Origin of the sequence: Nocardia gipuzkoensis (assembly GCF_021183645.1) — a bacterium.
Lineage (GTDB): Bacteria > Actinomycetota > Actinomycetes > Mycobacteriales > Mycobacteriaceae > Nocardia > Nocardia abscessus.
The window spans coordinates 2,456,486-2,476,815 of record NZ_CP089225.1 but is presented as its reverse complement, the minus strand read 5'-3'; the positions used below and the strand labels follow the sequence as shown (position 1 = coordinate 2,476,815).

General features: G+C 68.4%; 19 protein-coding genes. 9 read left to right on the top strand and 10 right to left on the bottom strand.

Annotated features, from left to right (window positions below):
* Positions 1-26: 26 nt before the first annotated feature.
* Complete coding sequence (locus LTT66_RS11390) at positions 27-998, top strand: MBL fold metallo-hydrolase (protein ID WP_233066625.1); 972 nt, start codon at positions 27-29, stop codon at positions 996-998.
* Between the two features lie 6 nt (positions 999-1,004).
* On the opposite strand, the gene LTT66_RS11385 is transcribed toward LTT66_RS11390, so the two are convergent.
* Complete coding sequence (locus LTT66_RS11385; RefSeq protein WP_233066621.1) at positions 1,005-1,982, bottom strand: NAD(P)H-dependent flavin oxidoreductase; 978 nt, start codon at positions 1,980-1,982, stop codon at positions 1,005-1,007.
* Between the two features lie 341 nt (positions 1,983-2,323).
* On the opposite strand from LTT66_RS11385, the gene fadD5 reads away from it, so the two are divergent.
* From fadD5 to LTT66_RS11370, 3 genes are all read left to right on the top strand, one after another.
* A complete protein-coding gene (gene fadD5 / locus LTT66_RS11380; protein ID WP_233066619.1) occupies positions 2,324-3,895 on the top strand; it encodes a fatty-acid--CoA ligase FadD5 in 1,572 nt (523 codons plus the stop codon).
* Between the two features lie 67 nt (positions 3,896-3,962).
* Positions 3,963-4,565 carry a cysteine hydrolase gene (locus LTT66_RS11375; protein WP_233066616.1) on the top strand — a complete coding sequence of 201 codons (603 nt, stop codon included), beginning with the start codon at positions 3,963-3,965 and terminating at the stop codon, positions 4,563-4,565.
* Between the two features lie 122 nt (positions 4,566-4,687).
* The gene (locus LTT66_RS11370; protein WP_233066614.1) at positions 4,688-5,452 is read left to right on the top strand and encodes a hypothetical protein; all 765 of its coding nucleotides are present in this window, start codon (positions 4,688-4,690) and stop codon (positions 5,450-5,452) included.
* Between the two features lie 15 nt (positions 5,453-5,467).
* Here LTT66_RS11370 and LTT66_RS11365 read toward each other — a convergent pair whose 3' ends face one another.
* The gene (locus LTT66_RS11365; RefSeq protein ID WP_233066612.1) at positions 5,468-6,046 is read right to left on the bottom strand and encodes a TetR/AcrR family transcriptional regulator; all 579 of its coding nucleotides are present in this window, start codon (positions 6,044-6,046) and stop codon (positions 5,468-5,470) included.
* 98 nt (positions 6,047-6,144) lie between these two features.
* Here LTT66_RS11365 and LTT66_RS11360 point away from each other — a divergent pair, with 98 nt between their 5' ends.
* Entirely contained in the window at positions 6,145-6,828 is a 684-nt protein-coding gene (locus tag LTT66_RS11360) for a class I SAM-dependent methyltransferase (protein ID WP_233066610.1), read from the top strand.
* Between the two features lie 54 nt (positions 6,829-6,882).
* On the opposite strand, the gene LTT66_RS11355 is transcribed toward LTT66_RS11360, so the two are convergent.
* Positions 6,883-9,255 carry a lysylphosphatidylglycerol synthase transmembrane domain-containing protein gene (locus tag LTT66_RS11355; protein WP_233066607.1) on the bottom strand — a complete coding sequence of 791 codons (2,373 nt, stop codon included), beginning with the start codon at positions 9,253-9,255 and terminating at the stop codon, positions 6,883-6,885.
* A gap of 267 nt (positions 9,256-9,522) precedes the next feature.
* Between LTT66_RS11355 and LTT66_RS11350 the strand changes: the two genes are divergently transcribed.
* Together LTT66_RS11350 and LTT66_RS11345 are read left to right on the top strand one after the other, a co-directional pair.
* Positions 9,523-10,392 (top strand): polysaccharide deacetylase family protein, encoded by an 870-nt coding sequence (locus tag LTT66_RS11350; RefSeq protein WP_233066604.1) that lies wholly within the window; start codon positions 9,523-9,525, stop codon positions 10,390-10,392.
* 50 nt (positions 10,393-10,442) lie between these two features.
* The gene (locus LTT66_RS11345) at positions 10,443-11,312 is read left to right on the top strand and encodes an SDR family NAD(P)-dependent oxidoreductase (protein WP_233066601.1); all 870 of its coding nucleotides are present in this window, start codon (positions 10,443-10,445) and stop codon (positions 11,310-11,312) included.
* 7 nt (positions 11,313-11,319) lie between these two features.
* On the opposite strand, the gene LTT66_RS11340 is transcribed toward LTT66_RS11345, so the two are convergent.
* Both LTT66_RS11340 and LTT66_RS11335 read right to left on the bottom strand, forming a co-directional pair.
* Positions 11,320-12,090, bottom strand: coding sequence for an SDR family NAD(P)-dependent oxidoreductase (locus tag LTT66_RS11340; protein WP_233066599.1), 771 nt, complete (start codon positions 12,088-12,090; stop codon positions 11,320-11,322).
* Positions 12,077-12,865: a 2OG-Fe(II) oxygenase family protein gene (locus LTT66_RS11335; RefSeq protein ID WP_233066598.1), complete on the bottom strand. Its 789-nt coding sequence runs from the start codon at positions 12,863-12,865 to the stop codon at positions 12,077-12,079. Before LTT66_RS11335 ends, LTT66_RS11340 begins: the two co-directional genes overlap by 14 nt.
* An 86-nt stretch (positions 12,866-12,951) precedes the next feature.
* On the opposite strand from LTT66_RS11335, the gene LTT66_RS11330 reads away from it, so the two are divergent.
* Positions 12,952-13,551: a DUF459 domain-containing protein gene (locus tag LTT66_RS11330; protein ID WP_233066596.1), complete on the top strand. Its 600-nt coding sequence runs from the start codon at positions 12,952-12,954 to the stop codon at positions 13,549-13,551.
* 135 nt (positions 13,552-13,686) lie between these two features.
* Here the strand turns inward: LTT66_RS11330 and LTT66_RS11325 are convergent, their stop codons facing one another.
* The gene (locus LTT66_RS11325; RefSeq protein ID WP_233066594.1) at positions 13,687-15,177 is read right to left on the bottom strand and encodes an ABC1 kinase family protein; all 1,491 of its coding nucleotides are present in this window, start codon (positions 15,175-15,177) and stop codon (positions 13,687-13,689) included.
* Positions 15,178-15,282: 105 nt separating this feature from the next.
* Between LTT66_RS11325 and LTT66_RS11320 the strand changes: the two genes are divergently transcribed.
* Positions 15,283-16,059: a GntR family transcriptional regulator gene (locus LTT66_RS11320; RefSeq protein WP_233066592.1), complete on the top strand. Its 777-nt coding sequence runs from the start codon at positions 15,283-15,285 to the stop codon at positions 16,057-16,059.
* A gap of 309 nt (positions 16,060-16,368) precedes the next feature.
* Here the strand turns inward: LTT66_RS11320 and LTT66_RS11315 are convergent, their stop codons facing one another.
* From LTT66_RS11315 to LTT66_RS11300, 4 genes are all read right to left on the bottom strand, one after another.
* Positions 16,369-17,493 (bottom strand): NAD(P)H-dependent flavin oxidoreductase, encoded by a 1,125-nt coding sequence (locus LTT66_RS11315; protein WP_181721424.1) that lies wholly within the window; start codon positions 17,491-17,493, stop codon positions 16,369-16,371.
* Between the two features lie 218 nt (positions 17,494-17,711).
* Complete coding sequence (locus LTT66_RS11310; RefSeq protein ID WP_233066589.1) at positions 17,712-19,052, bottom strand: WS/DGAT/MGAT family O-acyltransferase; 1,341 nt, start codon at positions 19,050-19,052, stop codon at positions 17,712-17,714.
* A gap of 133 nt (positions 19,053-19,185) precedes the next feature.
* On the bottom strand, positions 19,186-19,851 hold the full coding sequence (locus tag LTT66_RS11305) for a class I SAM-dependent DNA methyltransferase (protein WP_233066587.1): 666 nt from the start codon (positions 19,849-19,851) through the stop codon (positions 19,186-19,188).
* Between the two features lie 21 nt (positions 19,852-19,872).
* The gene (locus tag LTT66_RS11300; protein WP_233066584.1) at positions 19,873-20,310 is read right to left on the bottom strand and encodes a nuclear transport factor 2 family protein; all 438 of its coding nucleotides are present in this window, start codon (positions 20,308-20,310) and stop codon (positions 19,873-19,875) included.
* Positions 20,311-20,330 lie beyond the last annotated feature (20 nt).

The window sequence follows — 20,330 nt, the reverse complement described above, 5'->3', positions numbered from 1 at the left end:
CGGCGGAGATCACATACCGTGGCATCGTGACCGAACCGGACAGCGGTGCCGCAACCCGTGCCGAGCGCACGCCCACTCTGCCCACCTTGCTGCGCTGCTGCGCCGCGCTGGCGGCCACGCCGGGCCGGTTGCTGCGGCCGCGCCGCCCCGACACCGCATTGCTGGCGAACCTCGAAGTGTTGCCGCCGCCCACCGCGAGCGCCGCGGTCCGGTTGACCGTGCTGACACAGGCCACCATGTCCGCGCCGACCACCATCGTGGCCGAGGGCGTGCGCAGCCTGAAGCACATGCGGCTGTCGATGGCGGCGTTCCTGGTCGAGCATCCGAAAGCGCGTTTCCTGATCGATCCGGCCTTGTGCGCGGGCGTGCACGAGCGCGTATTGCCGGAACTGCCTTTCCCGGTCCCGCTGCTCGTCGCGCCGGACAAGCCGGTGCTCGGCCTGTCCGACGCACTCGCCGCGCACGACATCGCGGGCGCGGACATCGATTTCGTGCTACCCACGCACCTGCACTGGGATCACGTCTCGGGCCTGCTGGAGTTGCCCGCTTCGGTGCAGATCCGTCTGCCCGGAGTCGAATACGACTGGGCGATGGGCGGTCCGCACGCACCGGCCGGTGTGGCGCGCGGCCCGCTGCGGGGCCGCGGCTTCGACTGCTTCGAACTGGACGGACCGCCGGTACTGACCTTCCCGCGCAGCAAGGACCTGTTCGGCGACGGTTCGGTGCTGCTGGTCGATCTCGCGGGCCATACACCCGGCAGTATCGGCGTGCTGCTCGCGGTGGACGACGGCAGCCGCGTGCTGTTCGCGGGCGACGCCGTCTGGAGCAAGTTGCAGGTCGATCTGCTGCGGGAGAAGGCGCCGATGCCGGGCAAGCTGTTCGACGCCGACCGGGACGCCGCCTTCACCACGATCCACCGCCTGCACGCCTTGCCCGACGGCATCGAACTCGTCGCGAGCCACGACTACGCGGCCGTCACCGCCCGCGCGGCCAAGTGACTCCGGTCAGCCGACCACCACGGTTTCGGCCAGCCGGGCCGTGATCAGCTGCTCGGCTTCGGTGACCATCCGGCCGATCAGCTCCGCGCAGGTCGGGATGTCGTGGATCAAGCCCTGGCACAGGCCGACCGACCAGATGCCCGCGTCCAGGTCGCCCTCCTCGAACACCCGGCGGCCGCGCGCTCCCGCGACCAGATCCCGCACGTCGTCGAAGCTGCCGCCGGCCTTCTCGATCTCGACGACCTTGCGGCTGATCTCGTTGTCCGCGACCCGCGCCGTGTTGCGCATGGTACGGAAGATGAGCTGGGTGTCGCGCTCGGAATTCGCGACGATCTTCTCCTTGACCTTGTGATCGATCGAGGACTCCTGGGTGCACAGGAACCGGGTGCCCATATTGACGCCGTCCGCGCCGAGGGCCAGGGCGGCGACCAGACCGCGGGCGTCGGCGATGCCGCCGGAGGCGATCATCGGGATGCTCAGCTCACGGGCGGCGGCCGGGATGAGCACGAGGCCGGGGACGTCGTCCTCACCGGGATGGCCCGCGCACTCGAAGCCATCGATGCTCACGCCGTCCACGCCGATCCGCTCGGCCTTCAGCGCGTGCCGCACGCTGGTGCACTTGTGCAGCACCTTGATGCCCGCGTCCTTGTAGTAGGGCAGGAACGGCTCCGGGTTGCTGCCTGCCGTCTCGACGATCTTGACGCCGCTGTCGATGATCGCCTGCACGTATTCCGCGTACGGCGGCGGGTTGATCGACGGCAGGATGGTGACGTTCACGCCGAACGGCTTGTCGGTCAGCTCCCTGGTGCGCTCGATCTCGCGGCGCAGGTCGTCCGGGGTCGGCTGGGTCAGGGCCGTGATGAAGCCGAGCCCGCCCGCGTTGGCGACGGCCGCGACGAGTTCGGCCCGCCCGACCCACATCATGCCGCCCTGCACGATCGGGTGTTGGACGCCGAACTTCTCGGTGAACCTGGTCCGCAGCATGCGCTTCTCCTAATACTCGCGCGGGCGTGCCGGTTCGCCCGTTGGGGTCGATGGTGACATGAGGATCGCCTCGTATTCAACTCATAAGTGAGCGGAGGTTCGCATGTTTGATGATCTTTCCCGGTGCCGTTTCCGCTTCGCAACCTTCGCGGACGAGTGGAAACTTACTGCTAGAAGACCGATCGCCCGAAGGAGGTGCCGAGTCGGCCTGATTAACCGGGATTCATCCCGCAATCGCTTGCCGGGCATTTAAGTTAGTTGATATTCTGCACGCGATTCAGCCCGTCGCCGCCGTCGGACATCCCGGCGGGCCGATGGCGGTCCGAGAGGAGTTCGTGGCAATGACCACCGGGGCAGTAGCGCTCGACGAGCCGATCAGGTCGCGGCGCAACCACTGGAACAACCAGATCGCCGTGCACGCGCAGATGCGCCCGGACGCGGTCGCGGTGCGATTCCGCGGCGTGGACACCACCTGGCGGCAGTTGCACGAGCGGTCGCTGAAGTTCGCCGACGGATTGGCGCGCCGGGGTGTCGGGTTCGGCGACCGGGTGCTGATCCTGGCGCTGAACTACCCGGAATACCTCGAGGCAGTATTCGGCATCAACGCGCTCGGCGCGATCGCGGTCCCGGTCAACTTCCGGCTCACGCCGCCTGAGGTCGCCTACATCGTCAGCGACAGCGGAGCCAAGGCGGTCGTCACCGACACCGTGCTGCAGCCGCTGGCCACCGCGGTGCGGGCGCAGGCGCCCGCCCTGGAGACCTGCGTGGTGATCGGCGGCGCCTCCGGCGATGGCGTAATCGGCTTCGACGACCTGCTCGCCGAACCGGGCGACCCGCACATCCCGCTGGACATCCCCGAGGACACCCCCAGCCTCATCATGTACACCTCGGGCACCACCGGCAGCCCGAAAGGCGCGGTGCTCACCTACGCGAATATGAACGCCCAGGCGCTCACCTGTATCCGCGCGCTGGCGATGCAACCGGACTCGATCGGGTTGTGCACCTCGCCGCTGTTCCACATCGCCGGACTCGGCAGTCTCGCACCGGCTTTCCTGCTCGGCTCGAAGACGGTGCTGCACCCGCTGGGCGCCTTCGACGCGGGCGAGTTCCTCGACGCGCTGGAGCGCGAGCAGGCCACCTCCGCCTTCTGCGTGCCCGCGCAGTGGCAACTGGTCTGCGACCACCCGACCGTGCGGGACCGCAAGCTCGCGCTGGAGGTGCTCAGCTGGGGCGCCGCGCCGGCCTCGGACACGGTGTTGCGCGCGATGGCCGAGTCCTTCCCGAACGCGTTCAACGTAGCGGTGTTCGGGCAGACGGAGATGTCGCCGATCACCTGTGTGCTGGAGGGCAAGGACGCGATCCGCAAGATCGGCTCGGTCGGCAAGCCCATCCCGACCATCCAGGCGCGCATCGTCGACGACGAGATGAACGACGTCGCCCCCGGCGAGGTGGGCGAGATCGTCTACCGCGGGCCGACGCTCATGCAGGGCTACTGGAACAAGCCGGAGGCCACCGCCGAGGCGTTCGCGGGCGGCTGGTTCCACTCCGGCGACCTGGTCCGCCAGGACGAAGAGGGATTCGTCTACGTGGTCGACCGCAAGAAGGACATGATCATCTCCGGCGGCGAGAACATCTACTGCGCCGAAGTGGAGAACGTCCTGTTCGCGCACCCGAAGATCCGGGAGGCGGCGGTGCTGGGCCGCACGCACGAGAAGTGGGGCGAGGTGCCGGTCGCGGTGGTCGCCCTGCACAATCCCGACGACGAGCTGACCCTCGCCGAGCTGGAACCGTTCCTCAACGAGAACCTGGCGCGCTACAAGCACCCCAAGGACCTGGTCTTGGTGCCCGAGCTGCCCCGCAACGCCAGCGGCAAGGTAGTGAAAGTGCAATTGCGCAAGGACTATTCGTCCTGAACGTCGGGTGCGTTCGTTTCACGTGAATCGGACGATGCGCGCGGGCGCGGATGCGTAAGGTCGTCGCATGGCGATCCGACGCATCCGCGCCGCCGTGCTGGCGCTGCACTGGCAGGTGAATGTCATTCGGCCCGAGGGCTTTTTCGGTCCCATGCTGGCCGCACCCGTGGCGGCGAGCGGCGTGGTGGCGCGGGCGGCGGACTTCCACGCCGCGGCGCTCGCCGCGCAGCTGCCGGTGATCTTCACCCGGTTCACCATCCCGGTCGGCGAGGGTGAGCTGGTGCGCAACACCGGATTCATGCGCTCGGTGGGCGCGGCGCAGACCGAGTTCCGGCCCGATTCGCCCGGCACCGCGATCATTCCGGAGATGTCGGCGCAGCCGTCGGAAGTCTTCGACAATCAGAAGCTCTCCGGCCTCGCGGGCGGCAAACTGCCGGAGTGGCTGGCGGATCAGGGCATCGAGACGCTCTTCGTCACGGGCGTCGCGACCAACCTCACCGTCGAGCAGACCGCCCGGCACGGCACCGACCTCGGGTTCACGGTGCATCCCGTGGTCGACTGCGTGGCCGCCGCCACCCCGGAAGCGCACGAAGCCGCGCTGGCCAACCTCGAACTCGTCACGGCGGGCAGCGTGAGCGCCGCACAGGCGCTGGAACTGGTCAGCGGCTGAGGGACTCGCCAGGGGTGTAATCCCGGACCACGAACCCTAGCCGCCGGACTTTGACGAAATCTTACTGTGCACGGCGTTTTTCGTTGACGAGTTCCATACAGCCGCGCGCTTAGGCTGAAATCGTGCGCCCTACTCCGTGGCAGAACAGAGCAGCTCGAGACGAGCAGGTCGACTCGGCCGGTGGGGTGGCGCGACGTCGATGGGCCGACGCGCGGCGGCGGGCGGCGCTCGGACGGAGGCGGCTGGCCATCGTGCTCGGCGGCAACTGGGTTCACCTGTCCGCCGCGGTCGGCTGCATCATCACATTGGTACTGCTGTTCCAGCCGTGGCTGACCACGGGCACCGGAGGCACGGACGGTGTGATCCACGCGAACGCCTTCGGCCGCATTCACGTGACCACCTTCTGGGTCGATCTCTGGGCGCAAGCATCAGTGCCCAGCCCGAAGGCCAGTGGCACCTGGGGCATCCTCACCAGCGTCGCGATAGTCATCGCTGTTGGAAGCATGGCGGTCGACAGCGTGGCCCGCACCGAGGCGTTCGCGTATCTGGCGATCGTCGCCACGGTTCTCGTCGCGATCTTCACCATCGCCACTGTGCTCTACCTCAACAGCAAAGGCGACGAACTGACGCGAGTGGTGTCGTATGGGACGGCCCGCGATCCGGGCACTCAGGTCGGATTGCTGATCCGATGGGCCAGGGGACACGACGACTATCCGGCGCCTGGCTTCCGCCCAGTTTCCTACGCGACCTACAGCCTGACTCGGTCTGCGATGTTCGCCGTCGGCATTTCGCTTCTTTCCGCTCTGGCCGTGGTCGCCCAGTGGATGCACGGACGCAGGGATCATCCCCGCCTGCAGCGACTGGAACTCGGCGATCGGAACGCGTGATCGGCAGGAACCGGTTCAGCCGCGGGTCCGATCGGTCAGCCCGTGGCCGACCAAGCGCACCAAACGGCGGTAAGCCTCCTCGGCCGAGAGCGGTGGGTGCCCCTCCGCGATGGCACCGAGTAGGCCGACCACACCCCAGGACAGGAACGTCACGGTGGTGGCGAACTCGTCTTCCGGCATCGCCAGCCGGTCGCGCAGCCGCTCGGCGAGGATCTGCGCGACCATTACCCGTGTGGTGCGCAGCAGCACGGTGCCGCTCTTGCGTCCCAGCAACGCCCGGTAGATGTCTGGGTGGTCGGCGGCCAGCTGGAACAGTGTGCGAACCGGCGCGAGCAATTCGGGGGCATCGGTCTCCGCGGCGGTCATGGCCGCGCGCAGGTAGTCGGTGCTGCTGCGCAGGAGCAGGTCGTCTTTGTCCCGGTAGTGCGCGTAGAACGTGGACCGCCCGACGTCCGCGCGCTCCAGGATGTCCCGGACGGTGATCCGGTCGTAGGCGCGTTCCACCATGAGCTCGATCAGCGCTCGGTGCAGCAGGGCCCTGGTGCGCCGCACCCGGCGATCGGCGCTGTCGGCGGTGTCCTGTTCTCCCGGCACGGTACCTCCCGGACAAAAGTCTCGTATGCGTCCGGTTCCGGACGGATTCCGTGGCATTGCCCCTGGTCGGCGGCGCGGAACCGGCCGATCCTGAACTCATGTCCGGAAACGAACCCCAGTCTGCCACCAATTCGCACAGCGACGTCGGCGTGCTGCTCACCCAGCCGCGCCGCTACCGCGCGTTCAAATCAGCCTTCCTGCTCGGCCGCGGGGGGCGTCTGAACGCCCGGCTCGCCGGCTTGGCCGGTCCGGCGCCCGGCGCCGACGTCGTCGATATCGGTTGCGGTCCGGGCGACCTCGCTCGCGTGCTGGCTCGCCGGGTCGGCCGGGTCACCGGAGTCGACCCGTCGCCACAGATGATCGACTACGCGAAGGCACGCTCCCGCGACCTGGCGAACTGCCGATTCGAACTCGGTACGGCGCAAGCGCTTCCCCTGCCCGACACCTCAGCCGATCTGGTGACCTCGACCTTCGCGATGCACCACATTCCCGCGGCACATCGCGCCGATGCCGTCGCGCAGATGTTCCGGGTGCTGCGGCCGGGCGGTCGGCTGTTGCTCGCCGACACGCATCCGACCGACCCGTTGCTCTCCGCCGTGGTGCGCGTCATGGCGCGGTTCGCGGCCCACCGCACCCGCGAGACCGCGCACGATCACGACGATCCCCTGGCGGCCATCGATATCCGACGGTATCGAGACTTGCTGCGTGCGACCGGATTCGCGGATGTCGAATTCGTCATGGTGCGTCCCGCGACCGGTGTCCTCATGGCGACCAAGCCATGAAGCACCACGCCCGTCGACAGCCCGCGCCGGGCCGAGCGGAGGGTCGGCAGCCGCCTAGATGAGATCCTTCTTCGCCATCCAGCGCATGGTGGCCCACCCGCAGAACACCGGGAGCCAGCAGGTCAGCACCCGGTAGAGCAGCACCGAGGGCACGGCGATGTCCGCGGGCAGGCCGAAGGCGGCCAATCCGCCGATCAGCGCGGCCTCGACCGCGCCGACACCGCCTGGGGTCGGCGCGGCCGAGGCCAGGGTGCCGCCGATCATGGTGACGATGGTGACGGTGATAAAGGTGGTGCCGCCGCCGAACGCCTCCACGCTGGCCCACAGCGCGCCGGCGAAACCGAGGGTGATCGCCGCGCAACCGAGGACGATCACCGCGGTCCGCTTGGGGTCGCGAGCGAGGGCGGCGAGTTCGCCGAGAACTTCCTGTAGCTGCGGCCGGACCGCGTTGTTCAGCCAGCGGCGCAGTTTCGGCACGAACATGAACGTGCCGACGATGCCGACGCCGACACCGGCGAGCAGATACAGCACCGTGGCGTCGGGGACGAAGTGCGACAGGTCCGTCGAAGTGCCCGCCAAGATGCTGAACGCGAGCAGCAGGCTGACGTGGGTGATCACCTGCACGGCCTGTTGCAGCGCCACCGCGGCCGTGGCGCGCACCGCGCCTACCCCGCCTTTCTGCAGGAAGCGCACGCTCAACGCGAGCCCACCCACCCGCGCGGGCGTCGTCGTCGCGGCGAAGGTGTTCGCGATCTGCATGATCACCAGGTTGCGGAAGCTGACCGCACCGGACGCGCAGGCCCACAGCGCCGCCGCCGCGCCCACGTAGGTCAGTGCGGAGACCGCGAGCCCGAGTAGCGCCCACCACCAGTTCGCCGTTCGCAACTGGGTGAAGAAGGTCGGCACGGCGCTGATGAACGGATACGCGACGTACACCAGCGCGATCAGCAGGACCAGTTGAATGATCTGGTTGCGGGAGAACCGGGTGATCTGCTCGGCCTCTATCCGATCCTGACCGGTCTGTCTGCGCACCTCGTCGCGGGCGTCGGACAGCGCGGACTTCCATTCCGGGACCGCTTTGCGGATCCCGGCCGGTATGGCCGACTTGGTCAATCGGCTCGCCGCGGCCAGCACCCGCGCTGAGCCGAGGGTTTCGATCGCCGCCCGCACCGCGGGCTCCTTGCCGAAAGTCGCGGTGGTCGTCACGAGCAACTGGGCGATGTCGGACTGCAGCTGCGCTTCGGACGCTCCGTACTCGGCGTTGCCGAAGCCCCCGAACAGCGTCGCGCCGTCCGCGACGCGGATGTCGGCCGGCCGCAGGTCGCCGTGCGAGATCTGCTTCTGCTGCAAGGTGTCGAGTGCTCGCCACACCCCGGGCAGCGCATCGGCGGACTGTTCGGTGATCGCCGTACCGCAGGGCTGGGTGCGCGCGTACAACATCCAGCCACGCGACAGCGCGGCGACCGCGACGGGGGCGCAGCTGGCGAGCCCGAGGTCGCCGACGGCGATCGTCATCAGCGCACGGTGCTCGACCGCGCGATGCATGGAACCGTGCATGGCCGCGGTTTCACTGGAGCGGAACGTGAGCCAGCGCCACAGCTGCCGCAGCGCGCCGAAACTGCGCTGGTTCTTGCCGAACATCTCGACCACCAGCTCGCGTTCCGGCCCTTCGGTGGCGGCGGCGAGCACCAGCGGCCCCCGGCCCGCCGGATGCACCACGGCGAAACCGGTGACCGTGTGACCGCGTCGCGCGAGCAGCCGGACGGCGGCGTCGAGCGGGACCTCCAGCGCGGGCGTGCCCACCACGAGCACGATCACCGCGCCGACCAGCCACCCGACCGCAAGGCCGAACATCGCTCGCGCGGGCACCACGGTGCTGACCACGAGGTGCATCGGAGCGAACGCGAGCAGCAGGAACCACAGCCAGCGGCGCGGGCGGATGGGCAGCCACGGGCTGGCGACGGTGAGCATCGCGGCGATCATCGCGATCCAGCGCGGGTCGTCCAGGAACTGGGACAGGAAGGTGTCCAGCCGATCCGGCACCTGCAGATGCCATTTCGGCGCGGACAGTCCGGTGCCGGTGATGGACAGCAGCAGCCCGGCGACGGCCCCGGCCGCGGCGTAGCCTGCCAGCAGCTTCCACTGCCTGCCGATGATCAGCTCGATCAGGATCGCGAACGGCAGCGCGAGAATCGCCATGCCGTAGACCAGGTACACCAGGTTCGACTGGTCCGGATTGAGAAAACCGACGATATTGGAGACCGAGCGCTCCAGGTCCAGCCACTCCGGGCGGGTGATCAGCGAGGCCGCGATCACGACCGCCACCCACAGCGTTGCGAGGACCACCCGGACGATGTCGCTGGTGCGCCGGATCAGTGGCTGTAGCAGGCTGCCCGTGACCGGGATCTCCCGCCCGTCCACTCGCATGCTGTTCCGCCTCTCCGGGTATTCAGGCCGTACTGGTTGGGTGGCACGGGAGCTGCGTACAGGTCCGGCGTGGGTGCCACTCCTTTTCTGGGCGTACCCGGTGAGTTACCCATGTGCGTACGAAATCAGTTGGTACGTTCGCTGCACGATACCGGCCGATGTGCTCGCCGAGTTGCCCGTGGTGTCGTGCATCGGCCGCCTGATGTGCCCTATCTCACTATTCCCGAGGTTGATCCTCACATTGGTGTCAAGTTCGAGCATGGGGGCATGGACAACGAACTCTTCGATTACAGCCCGATCATCGACCGCCCGCCGCTGCGGTGGCCCGGCGGCGCCCGGGTCGCGTTCTATGTCGGGCTGAACGTCGAGCACTACCAGGTGGACCGGCCGTCCACGAGCATCTTTCCCGGCACCGCCGGGCTCGCACCCGACCCGCTGAACTACGGCTGGCGCGACTACGGGCCGCGCGTCGGCATCTGGCGGGTCATCGAGGCGCTCGACCGGCACGGCATCCGCGCCAGCGCGCTGCTCAACTCCGATGTCGTCGAACACAATCCGCAGATCGTGGCGGCGGGGGTACGCCGGAACTGGGCGTGGCTGGCGCACGGGAAGAACAACTCCGTCTTCCAGGCGGACCTGCCCGCGGAGGAGGAGCGCGGGTATCTCGCGGACGTGGTCGCGACCATCGAGCGCGCGACCGGCCGCAGGCCGCGCGGCTGGATGGGGCCCGCGCTCACCGAGTCCTTCCGAACCCCGTCGCTGCTGGCCGAACTCGGCCTCGGCTACGTCCTCGACTGGACCAACGACGACCAGCCTTATCCCCTGTCGGTACCCGGCCTGCTCAGTGTCCCCTACTCGGTGGAGCTCAACGACAACACGCTCTTCCTCGGCAAGGCCACCAGCGGCCCCGACTTCGTGCGGATCGTCCGCGATCAGCTCGACCAGCTCTACGCCGAGTCGGCCGACAGCGGGCGGGTCATGGCGCTGGCCCTGCACCCGTTCGTGATCGGCCAGGCATTCCGGATCAAATACCTGGATCAAGCGCTCGAGTATGTGGCCGCCCACCCCGGGGTGTGGCTGACCACCAGTGACGAGATCGCCGAGCACTACTCGAACGCGTCGATACTTGCCGAATAGGCATGAGCCGAAGACGATCGGGTCACGTAACCGATGCTCGGGAGGCAGGAATGACAGCGCAGGACCAGGCACAGGAGAAGGACCTAACCGGCAAGACGGTGGTGGTGACCGGCGCGAGCTCGGGTATCGGCGCCGCGGCGGCGCAGCGGCTCGCGGCGCGCGGCGCCACCGTCGCGGTCGTCGGGCGATCGCCGGAGCGGACGGCCGAGGTGGCCGCGAAGGCGGGCGCGGAGCCCTTCGTCGCCGACTTCGCCCGGCTCGACGACGTGCGCAAGCTGGCCGATCAGCTGCTCGACCGGTACCCCCGGATCGACGTGCTGGCCAACAACGCCGGCGGCGCGTGGCCGAAGCGCACGGTCACCGACGACGGCAACGAACTCACCTTCCAGGTCAACCACCTGGCGCCGTTCCTGCTGACCAACCTGCTGCTGGAGCGTTTGACCCGGTCCGACGCCAGGGTGGTCAACACCGCGAGCATGACCTACCGGATGGCCAAGCTGGATCTGGACACGGCCAACGCTGCTACCGGCTCGTTCAGCCAGCTCGGCGCGTACGGCACGTCGAAGCTGGCCAACATCCTGTTCACCAGGGAGCTGGCCCGCCGCACCGCGGGCACCGGAATCACCACGGCGGCCTTCCATCCCGGGGCGGTCGCCACCCACGTCTACGACCGGGCCCCGCTCGGTCTCGGCTGGTTCATCCGGTCTCCGCTGTCGCGCCCGTTCTTCATCCGCCCGGACAAGGGCGCCGAACCGCTGGTGCACCTGGCCACCACCGCCGACGGCGCGGCGATCAACGGCCGGTACTTCCATCGTTTCGAGCTGGAGCCGCCGCGCAACAAGCAGGCGACCGATGCCGAGCTCGCCCGGCGACTGTGGACGCTGTCCGAGCGGGCCACGGGGCTGGACGCGAGCGAATAGCCCGCGGCTACGGTTCGGCGTCGGCCAGGCGCAACGAGTGACCGTCCGTCCGGTCCAGCTCGACGCCCACCCCGTACACCCCACCGGACCGGTCGCCGGCGTCGAGTTCCGCGATCGCCCGCGCGACCAGCTCGGTGGGGACCAGGATGGGAAACGTCGTCGGCGCGATGGCGTTCACGCGCACCCCGAACTCGGCGAACTCGGCGGCGACCGTGCGGGTCAGCTGGTTGAGCGCTGCTTTGGACGCGGAGTACAGGGTCTGGCCCGGGTAGACCTCGGACCCGGAAATGCTGGAGACGTTGACGATGTTGCGGTTGCGCGCGCGATTCTCGGGTCCCGCATGCAACCAGCAGCGCTGTGCCAGTCGCGCCGAAAGGCGCAGTGGCACCGCGACGTTCAGCCTGAAATGGGGATCGAAGTCGTCCAGCGCGGCATCGCCGTCGACGATGCCGCGCGGGTGCAGACGGACGTGCGCCGCGTTGTTCACCAGCAGGTCGACCCGGCCGAACCGGGCCAGCGCCAGGTCCACCACCCGTTCCACTTCGCCCGGCTCGGTCAGATCGGACCGGACCACGAAGACGCGTGCGTCGTTCTCCGGCACCGCGGCTTCCGGCGCCAGCGGATCGACGTACCACTCCAGCTGCGAGGGCACCGCGGGTGTGCGTGTGCGGCACACCGCGACGATGTCGTAGTCGCGGTAGTAGGCCTGGCAGAAGGCGTCGCCCAGGGTGCCGCTCGCGCCGGTGAGCAGGCAGACACGGCGTTCACCAGTGGACAATCTTGTCTCCTCCCCAGCGCCCTTCGGCATCCGCTCTCGGGCGATGCACCCACATCACCACGCTGTTGCGGTCTCTGACGTTGTTGCCCGCGAAGGTATGCCACGTGCGCGGGGTGACCTCGAACAGCAGCAGCGAATTGTCCAGCGGCGGGACGAGAACCACCGACGGCAGCGCGGACGCGTCGGCGACGTGGTCGTAGAGCGCGGTCTCGCCTCCGTCGCCCGGCTGCCACCCCGGATTGCCGAGATAGAACAGCACCGCCACGGCCCGCACGGTCTCGCGGGCGACGACGCCCGCCGCCCGCACCCCGGTCTTGGTGTCGACCGTGCCGTCGGGCAGGCGCACTTCGCCGGGGCCGGGCGCCGGCCCGGGAAACCAGGCCGGGTTGAGATCGTTGTGCGGCCAGCCGAACGGGCTGCCCGGCCCGTGATGATGCACCGAGCCTTCGACGTCGCCGGTCGCCTCCACGCCGCCGAGCCGGGCGACCAAGTCGTGCCACTCCCGCGAGCTGAACACCCCGAGCGGACCGTCGCGCAGGTCGGCGAACCGGATGCCGTCGGCGCTGTAGCCGGCGGCGACGGTCTCGAACAGGCCGGGGCGCTCCCGGCGAAGCCGCTCCAGTTCATCGGCCAACCGCTGGTAGAACTCAGGAACGAAGACGTCCCTGGCGTACACGTGCGGGAACGGGTGGGTGCGGCGGATCCAGCGCCGATGGGCGAACAACTCCGCGAACCACTGCGGCGGCGTCGCGAGTCCCGGCTCGCTTGTCACCATAACTCCCTCCCGGTCGAACCCTTCGCGATCATATTGCCCGCGGCCGGTGCGCGCGGGCCGGTCTCGGCGCTGCGAGGATCGTTCGGGTGAGCCGTGATCTGCGTGTGTGCTTTGTCGGAGACTCGTTCGTCGCCGGTGTCGGCGACCCGCGCGGCCTGGGCTGGGCGGGCCGGCTCGTGTCCGCCGCGTATGCGCAGGGAATGCCGTTGACCGCGTACAACCTCGGGGTGCGCAGGCAGACCTCGGCCGAGATCCTGGCGCGTTTCCGGGCCGAATGCTCGCCCAGGCTGCCGGAGGGTGTGGACGCCAGGGTCGTGCTGTCGTTCGGAGTGAACGACGCCATGCACGAGAACGGCGGCCCGAGGGTGGGCCCCGAGGAGTCGGTGGCCAACCTGGACGAGCTGCTCGCGCAGGCGGCCGAGCGGGGCTGGCGGGTGTTGCTGGTCGCTGCGCCGCCGATCGCGGACGCCGAGCACAATGCCCGCACCGCCGCGCTGGACGAGCGGTTCGCGCCGGTCTGCGCGGCGGCGGACGTGCCGTACGTCCGCGTGCACCAGCCGCTACGTGGCAATCCGGTGTGGTCCGCGGAGGTACGCGCGGGCGACGGCGCGCATCCCGGGGCGGCGGGGTACGACGAGATGGCGGCGATCATCGCGCCGGAATGGCACGCGTGGTTGTCGCGCTGAGGCGAACCGCGCCCCGGCCGGCGCGGAAGCCGGAGCCAGCTGTCTGGGACGGGCGCCCCGTAGGTGGATAATTCCAGCGTTGATCGCGCGCGCTGCGCAGCATATCGAATACGCTTGCCTGCCTTGCCGATCGGGTCACCCGATCGGCAGGCCCCGCTCTCCCGTATCGAGCCGCTGCCTCCGTACGGCGGCCAGGTTCACCGTCGGCGGGGTGGCCTCCGGCTCCTCGGCCACGGTGAGCGCTTCGCTCAATTGCGGTAGCCAGCGCACGATCTCGTCGCGAAACGAGCCTTCGGTCTCCAGTTGACCGAGCACGCCCACCAGCGTGAGGAACGAGCGCGCGAACGGCGTGAAGTAGGCGGGCATGGTCATCTGCCGGATCACGTTGGTCAGGCGAGGGTTCGTGGTACGCAACACCTGTCGGCGCAGCCAGCGCGTGGTGATCCGATAGGTCTTGTGCCGCAGCGGTTCACCGCACGGAATGATCGCGGCGTAGAGCGCCTCGCTGTCGAAGGCCCGCCCGGCTTCCACGAAACCGTGCCTGCGCGTGGCCGCCGCCAGCTCTCCCGGCCCACCCTGGAAGATCGCCTTGCAACAGTCGAGCGTCAGTTCATCGAAACCCGCGGGCGGCCACGCGCAGCACGCGCCGAAATCCATGACGCCGAGCCTGCCGTCGGGCAGCAACCGGAAGTTGCCCGGATGCGGATCGGCGTACAGCAGCCCGTGCCTGCCCCAACCCGAGGTCACGAAGCGGACCATGAGCATGCCCACCCGGTCGCGCTCGGCCCGCGTGCCGGAGGCGACGATGCGGGGCACCGGCGTGCCGTCGATCCATTCACTGATCAGCACGTCACCGTGCTGGGCAACGACATTGGGCACGTAGAGGTCCGGATCGCCGGCATACGCGGCGGCGAATGCTCTCTGATGTTCGGCCTCGGCCGCGTAGTCGAGCTCCCCGGTGACCGACGCGCAGATGGCTTCGGTCACCGATTTCACGTCCGCGCCCGGCAGGAATACCGATGCGAGATAGGAAATCCGGCGCAGGTGGTCCAGATCGCGCTCCACCGCCTGCCTGCCGCCGGGGTACATCACCTTGACCGCGACCGGCCTGCCGTCGTGCCAAACCGCTCGGTGCACCTGCCCGAGTGAGGCCGACGCGGCGCGGCGATCATCGAATTCGCGGAAATGGGAACGCCATTGGGTGCCCATGCTGTCGGCCATCGCGTCATGCACCGTGTGCGGCAGCATGGCGGGCGCGGCGTCATGCAGCCTGCTGAGCGCGATCCGGTACGGCTCGGCGAGATCCGGCGGCAGCGCCAGCTCGTAGATGGCCAACAGCTGCCCGAGCTTCGCGGCGCAACCTTTCAGCTCGCCGAGCACCTCGAAAATGTGCTGTGCGGTGCGGAGCTGGATGTCGCGATTGACTTCTTCGGCCGATCTGCCGAGGGCCCGCTTGCCGGCGCCCGCGGCCTGCCGCCCGGCGAACGCCATCGGCAGCGCGGCCAGCTTCGCGCCGCGAACAACGCCGTGAACAGGAGGTTTACCGTGTGACCTCGCGGCGAAAAGCCGGGATCGCCTACCCGTCGACCCCTCCTCGGGGCGCTCTCCGAAGGGCCGGATGGTCATGACTCACCTCACAGTCGCGCGGACCAGTGTGACACACGTGCAGTACTGCACAGTAGGCCCTAGACTGTCTGGGACGTGTTCGAAACCAGTCGAAAGGTGACTTCGATGGGATCCCAAACGGTGGTCGCCGACGTTGCCGACGAGTTGGCGCGCCGGGTTGCCGCGGGGGAATATCAGCCGGGGGATCTCATGCCGTCGGTTCGTCAGGTAGCCGAGGAGTTCGACATGAACCGCGCGACCGCGCAGCTGACCTTGGGTCGGCTGGAGTCGTACGGCTTCGTCGAAGCCCGGCGCGGCAAGGGATTCACGATTCGTGACGTCCGGGAGGCAGGCGGCGTCGAGGTGTACCGCCAGCTGTTCCGGTTCTCGATTCCCATGCCGGACATCGCGATAGAGATGTTCCGCGACATCGTCGACGTCGAGCGCAATCTCGTGCTGGAGGCGCTGCTCGGCTATACCGGTGGCGCGCAGCGGATCGATCCGGCCGAAATGAAAGCCACGATCGATGAACTCGAAACGATCGCTCGCCAAGACGAACCGGACTTGCGGCAGATCCTGGCACTCGAGGTCGCGCTGGTGCGCAGGTTGCTCACCCTGCTCGGCCTTCCCATGCAGCGCGCGATCATGAACTCGATCGGCGAGATGGTGCTCGAGGTACCGGAGGCGGTCGAGGCGTACTTCGCGGGCGCACCGGACCTGCACGTGCTCGTCTGGCGGGCGCTGGCCGCGGTGTGGGATTCCGGCTCCGGGCCGAGCGAGGCGCAGCTGGCGCTGTTCGAGGATCTGTTCGGCATGTACCACGAGAAGGTCATCGCGCGGTTCGAGGAGCTGGTGGCCATCGCCGAGGAGGGCGACAGCCGGTCCCACGCTGCCACCGCCTAGCTCTCGTACACTGCACAATGCGTCTGAGACGGTTGCTGTCGGTCATCCGCGGCGGATTCCGTGTGCGGCCCGAAAACGGCATAGTCGCACAGTTCGCCGAAGAGGCCCGTCCCAGACGATAGGGCTCGAAAGTTCGGATGGCGACCCAAGGGTCGTCGCCTGGCCGGGCTCGATCCGGCCACGGCGAATCAACCGCTGCCGCAGTGCATCACGCCGAAGGCCGGTGGTCGCACGACGAAAAGACCGAACCGGGCGGGACGCCGGCGGAGATCCGCACGACATCGCCGACCCGGATTCGCGGCTCGGGCTTCAGATCCCGCCGTTGAGCTTGTTGAGACGCTCGCACGCCTCGACGTACTCCTGGATCAGCCGGTTGATCACGTCGGCGGAGCGCTCGACCCGGTTCATCATGCCGACGATCTGGCCGACCGGGTTGAAGTTCACGTCCTTGGCGGCCTCCGGGTAGCGGTGGCCACGCTTCACGCCGTCCAGCGCGACCATCATCTGCAGCGGCATCGGCAGCGGATCGGGGGTGTCGGCCTGCTCCCACGCCTCGGTCCAGTCGTTGCGCAGCATGCGGGCGGGCTTGCCGGTCCACGCGCGCGATCGAACGGTGTCGTGGCTGGTGGCCTCGATGTAGGTCTGCATCTGCGCGGGCGGCACGTTGGCCTCCTCCACCGTCAGCCAGACCGAACCGGTCCACGCGCCCGCGGCGCCCATCGCCATCGCGGCGGCCACCTGGCGGCCGTTGCCGATACCGCCCGCGGCCAGCACCGGCAGGTCGCCGACGGCGTCGATGACCTGCGGCCACAGCACCAGCGAGGAGACCTCGCCGCAGTGGCCGCCGCCCTCGGTGCCCTGGCAGACCACGAAGTCCAGGCCCGCTCGCTTGTGGTTGAGCGCGTGCTTGACCGAACCGCACAGCGCGCCGATCAGCCTGCCGGAGTCCTGCACCTGCTTGACCACGTCATCGGGCGGGGTGCCGAGCGCATTGGCGACCAGCTTGGCCTTCGGATGCCGGAGAATCACCTCCACCTGCGGTCCCGCCGTAGTGGCGGTCCAGCCGAGCAGCTGGTTGTGGTGTTCGCCGTCCGGCAGCTTGGGCACGCCGTGGTCGGCGAGGATCTTCTCGGCGAAATCACGGTGGCCCTGCGGGACCAGTTCGGCCAGCTTGGCTTCGAGTTCCTCCGGGGACAGGCCGTCGATGCCCTTGCCTTCGTACTTGGAGGGGATCACCAGGTCGACGCCGTACACGCCCTGCACGTGCTCGTCCAGCCAGGCCAGCTCGACCTCGAGCTGCTCGGCGGTGAAGCCGACGGCGCCGAGCACGCCGAGTCCGCCCGCGTTGCTGACCGCGGCCGCCACGTCGCGGCAGTGGGTGAAGGCGAAGATGGGGAATTCGATCCCGAGCCGTTCGCAGATTTCGGTACGCATGGCGTGTTGGTCTCCCTAACTGCTCCGCCGCGAACGGCGCGGCGCAGGTGTACTAGAACGAGTTACATAATTTCCGTGGGGCGCGGCCTGGCAGCTGCACATCGAGGTCGCCGCGAGCCGTGAATATCGCCATGAAGCGGCTGCGGCGTCCCCAACTGGCCTGCGCACCATGCATCGACAGTAACACGTTCTAGTTTTCTGCGGAATGAGGCGTGGCGTCAGACGGCGGCGCGCTCCAATTCGGCGAGCGAGGACTCCAGGTGATCGAGCAGACGGGGCAGCTGCGGCACACTGCGGCGGCAGCCGACCAGGCCGAAGTCGAGGTTGTCCGCGTTGGAGGTCAGCGTGATGTTCACCGCCTGGCCGTCGAACGGGATCGACAGCGGGTAGCTCGCGTCGAGCCGGGCGCCGTTCCAGTACATCGGTTCGCGCGGCCCCGGCACGTTCGAGATGACGATGTTGAAGGTCGGATTGGCCCACGAAATCAGCGCGGGCACCAGATTGAGGGCGAGCGGGCTGAGCATCAGCGCCGACAGCGCCATCGTCTGATTGGACGACAGCGTGCGATAGATGTCCTTGCCGTCCCGCATCGACGCGCTGACCACGTGCAGGCGGTCGAGTGGATCGGCGATGTCGGTGCCGAGGTTGCACAGCACCGCCCCGACCTTCACGCCGTTGGTGTCGTCGTCGTCCTCGCCGCGCAGCGACATCGGCACCATCGCGATCAACGGCTTGTCGGGCAGGGCGTCCCGCTCGATCAGGTACCGCCGCAGCGCGCCCGCCGACATGGTGAGCACCACATCGTTGAGCGTCGAGCCGGTCGCCTTCTTGACCTGCTGTAGCCGATCCAGCGACCAGGAGCGGACCGCCGATCGGCGCGCGCCCCCGATCGGCACGTTGAACATGGTGCGCGGGGCCGCGAACGGCAAGCTCAACTGCTGCCGCAGCAGGGCGGTACGGGCAGCGCGCAGCAGCGCGGCGCCGGACGCCGCCGCGGAGACCAGATTCCGGGCCGCACCCCCGGCGGTCGCCGCCCTGCGCCTGCCACGCGGCAGATGCCACGGCACCAGGGTGGCGCTGGAGGCCGGATCGCTGGTCAGCGTGCGGCGCAGTAGGCGTTGTGCGGAAACGCCGTCGATCAACGCGTGATGCATCTTCGAGTACAGCGCGAATCTGCCATCGGCGAGGCCCTCGATCAGATGGAACTCCCACAGCGGGCGATGCCGGTCGAGCAAACTGCTGTGCAGCCCGGAGGCCAGGTCGACGAGCTGGTGCATCCGCCCCGGACCGGGCAGGGCCAGCCGCCGCACGTGATAGTCGAGCTCGACCTCTTCGGCATACGTCCACGCCATCTGCGGCGCTCCGAAGAGCGTTGCCGGATGCTTGCGGAACCTCGGATCTACGTCCGTGCTGCCCAATAGTTTCTCGTGCACCTGCGCGGCGAAGTCGTCTCCGGCGCCCTCTGGCGGCTCGAACAGTTGCAGCGCTCCGACGTGCATCGGCTGTTCGCGGGATTCGGCGAGTAAGAAGACGGCATCGACCGGCGCGATGAATTCCATGATGAGTCGCCCCCTGACGACATGGTGCAAGTGTTGGATTTCAGATCGACCACGTTGTCGGTGGGCTCGTGCAGCCGAGAAACCGCCGCGACACGACGAACTTACCCGGACGGGATGGACCGTGTTCGGTGAATCACCGATCCTTCGATGCCAGTAGGTAGGCTTGCCCGAACCGCTCCTCGGGTTCCGGCTCGCGCACCATGCGAGCGATCATCGTGAACCCGGCGGCGCCGAGCAGACGCGCGAGTCGTTTGGGCGCCCACCGGTACGCGCGAATCACTCTGTGATCGAAGGCTTCCACCGCATCGGGCTGGTCGGCCGTTTGGAAAGCCAGCAATACGTGCCCTTTGCTCGCGAGTACCCGATAGAACTCGTTCAACACGTGCGGCACTCGCTCCGGTGGGGTGTGGATCAACGAATACCACGCCACTATGCCGCCGAGCACCTCATTGCCCAGTGGTAGCTGTTCCACGGAGCCCTGCGCGAAGGACAGCTGTGGATAATCCACGCGAGCCAGCTGCACCATCCGTGGCGAGAGATCGATGCCGAACACCCGCGCGCCCAGCGACGCGAGATGGCCGGTGATCCGTCCGGGGCCGCAGCCGAGATCGGCGATCGGCCCGGAACCGTTGCCCGCCACCGATTCCGCGAACGCGCCGAGCATTGCCCGGTCGAGCGTCGCGCCGGCGAGGTGGTGCCGGAAAAGCTCGGTATACAGCTCGGCGACGTCGTCGTAGGCGGCGCGGGTGGCGGCCACATCGGCGAGTTCGTCTGCGAAATCTCCCGTTGAATCCAGCACCCTGAGCAGCGTATTACGTGCTCATTCCCCCGGCGCGAATGCCTGGGCGACGGCGAGACTGTCCTCGTAGACGTGGTGCCGGGTGATCAGGCCGTCGTGCACCGTGAGGTGCAGAGCGAACCGTGCGCGATAGGCAACGCCCGTGCGGCGCGCGGTCTGCCGGATCTCCCCGAGCACCACGGCGTCGTCACCGTCGACGAGCACCCGGTCGACCCGCGTGGCCACCTCCTCCGGCACATGGTGTTCGGCGATCGAGCGGAAATGCTCAGCGGCGTCGGCGCGGGTGCGACGGTGCCGGATCCAAGGCGTCGCCGTCCGGCCGTGCTCCGCCTCCGGCCAATTGAGCTGCCAATCAGTGTGTTCGGCGTACAGCTCGGCCACCGCTTCCGCGTCACCGGAACCGATTCGCCGCAACAACTCTTCGACCACCGCTCGAGTGGCGGGCACGGTGACTGACACGAGGAGTCCTTTCGAAGCGA

Coding starts and splice junctions, on each gene's coding strand:
- LTT66_RS11385 (WP_233066621.1), bottom strand. CDS start 1,982: ATGCTGCGGACCAGGTTCACCGAGAAGTTCGGCGTCCAACACCCGATC.
- fadD5 (WP_233066619.1), top strand. CDS start 2,324: ATGACCACCGGGGCAGTAGCGCTCGACGAGCCGATCAGGTCGCGGCGC.
- LTT66_RS11375 (WP_233066616.1), top strand. CDS start 3,963: ATGGCGATCCGACGCATCCGCGCCGCCGTGCTGGCGCTGCACTGGCAG.
- LTT66_RS11360 (WP_233066610.1), top strand. CDS start 6,145: ATGTCCGGAAACGAACCCCAGTCTGCCACCAATTCGCACAGCGACGTC.
- LTT66_RS11355 (WP_233066607.1), bottom strand. CDS start 9,255: ATGCGAGTGGACGGGCGGGAGATCCCGGTCACGGGCAGCCTGCTACAG.
- LTT66_RS11350 (WP_233066604.1), top strand. CDS start 9,523: ATGGACAACGAACTCTTCGATTACAGCCCGATCATCGACCGCCCGCCG.
- LTT66_RS11345 (WP_233066601.1), top strand. CDS start 10,443: ATGACAGCGCAGGACCAGGCACAGGAGAAGGACCTAACCGGCAAGACG.
- LTT66_RS11335 (WP_233066598.1), bottom strand. CDS start 12,865: ATGGTGACAAGCGAGCCGGGACTCGCGACGCCGCCGCAGTGGTTCGCG.
- LTT66_RS11325 (WP_233066594.1), bottom strand. CDS start 15,177: ATGACCATCCGGCCCTTCGGAGAGCGCCCCGAGGAGGGGTCGACGGGT.
- LTT66_RS11320 (WP_233066592.1), top strand. CDS start 15,283: ATGGGATCCCAAACGGTGGTCGCCGACGTTGCCGACGAGTTGGCGCGC.
- LTT66_RS11315 (WP_181721424.1), bottom strand. CDS start 17,493: ATGCGTACCGAAATCTGCGAACGGCTCGGGATCGAATTCCCCATCTTC.
- LTT66_RS11310 (WP_233066589.1), bottom strand. CDS start 19,052: ATGGAATTCATCGCGCCGGTCGATGCCGTCTTCTTACTCGCCGAATCC.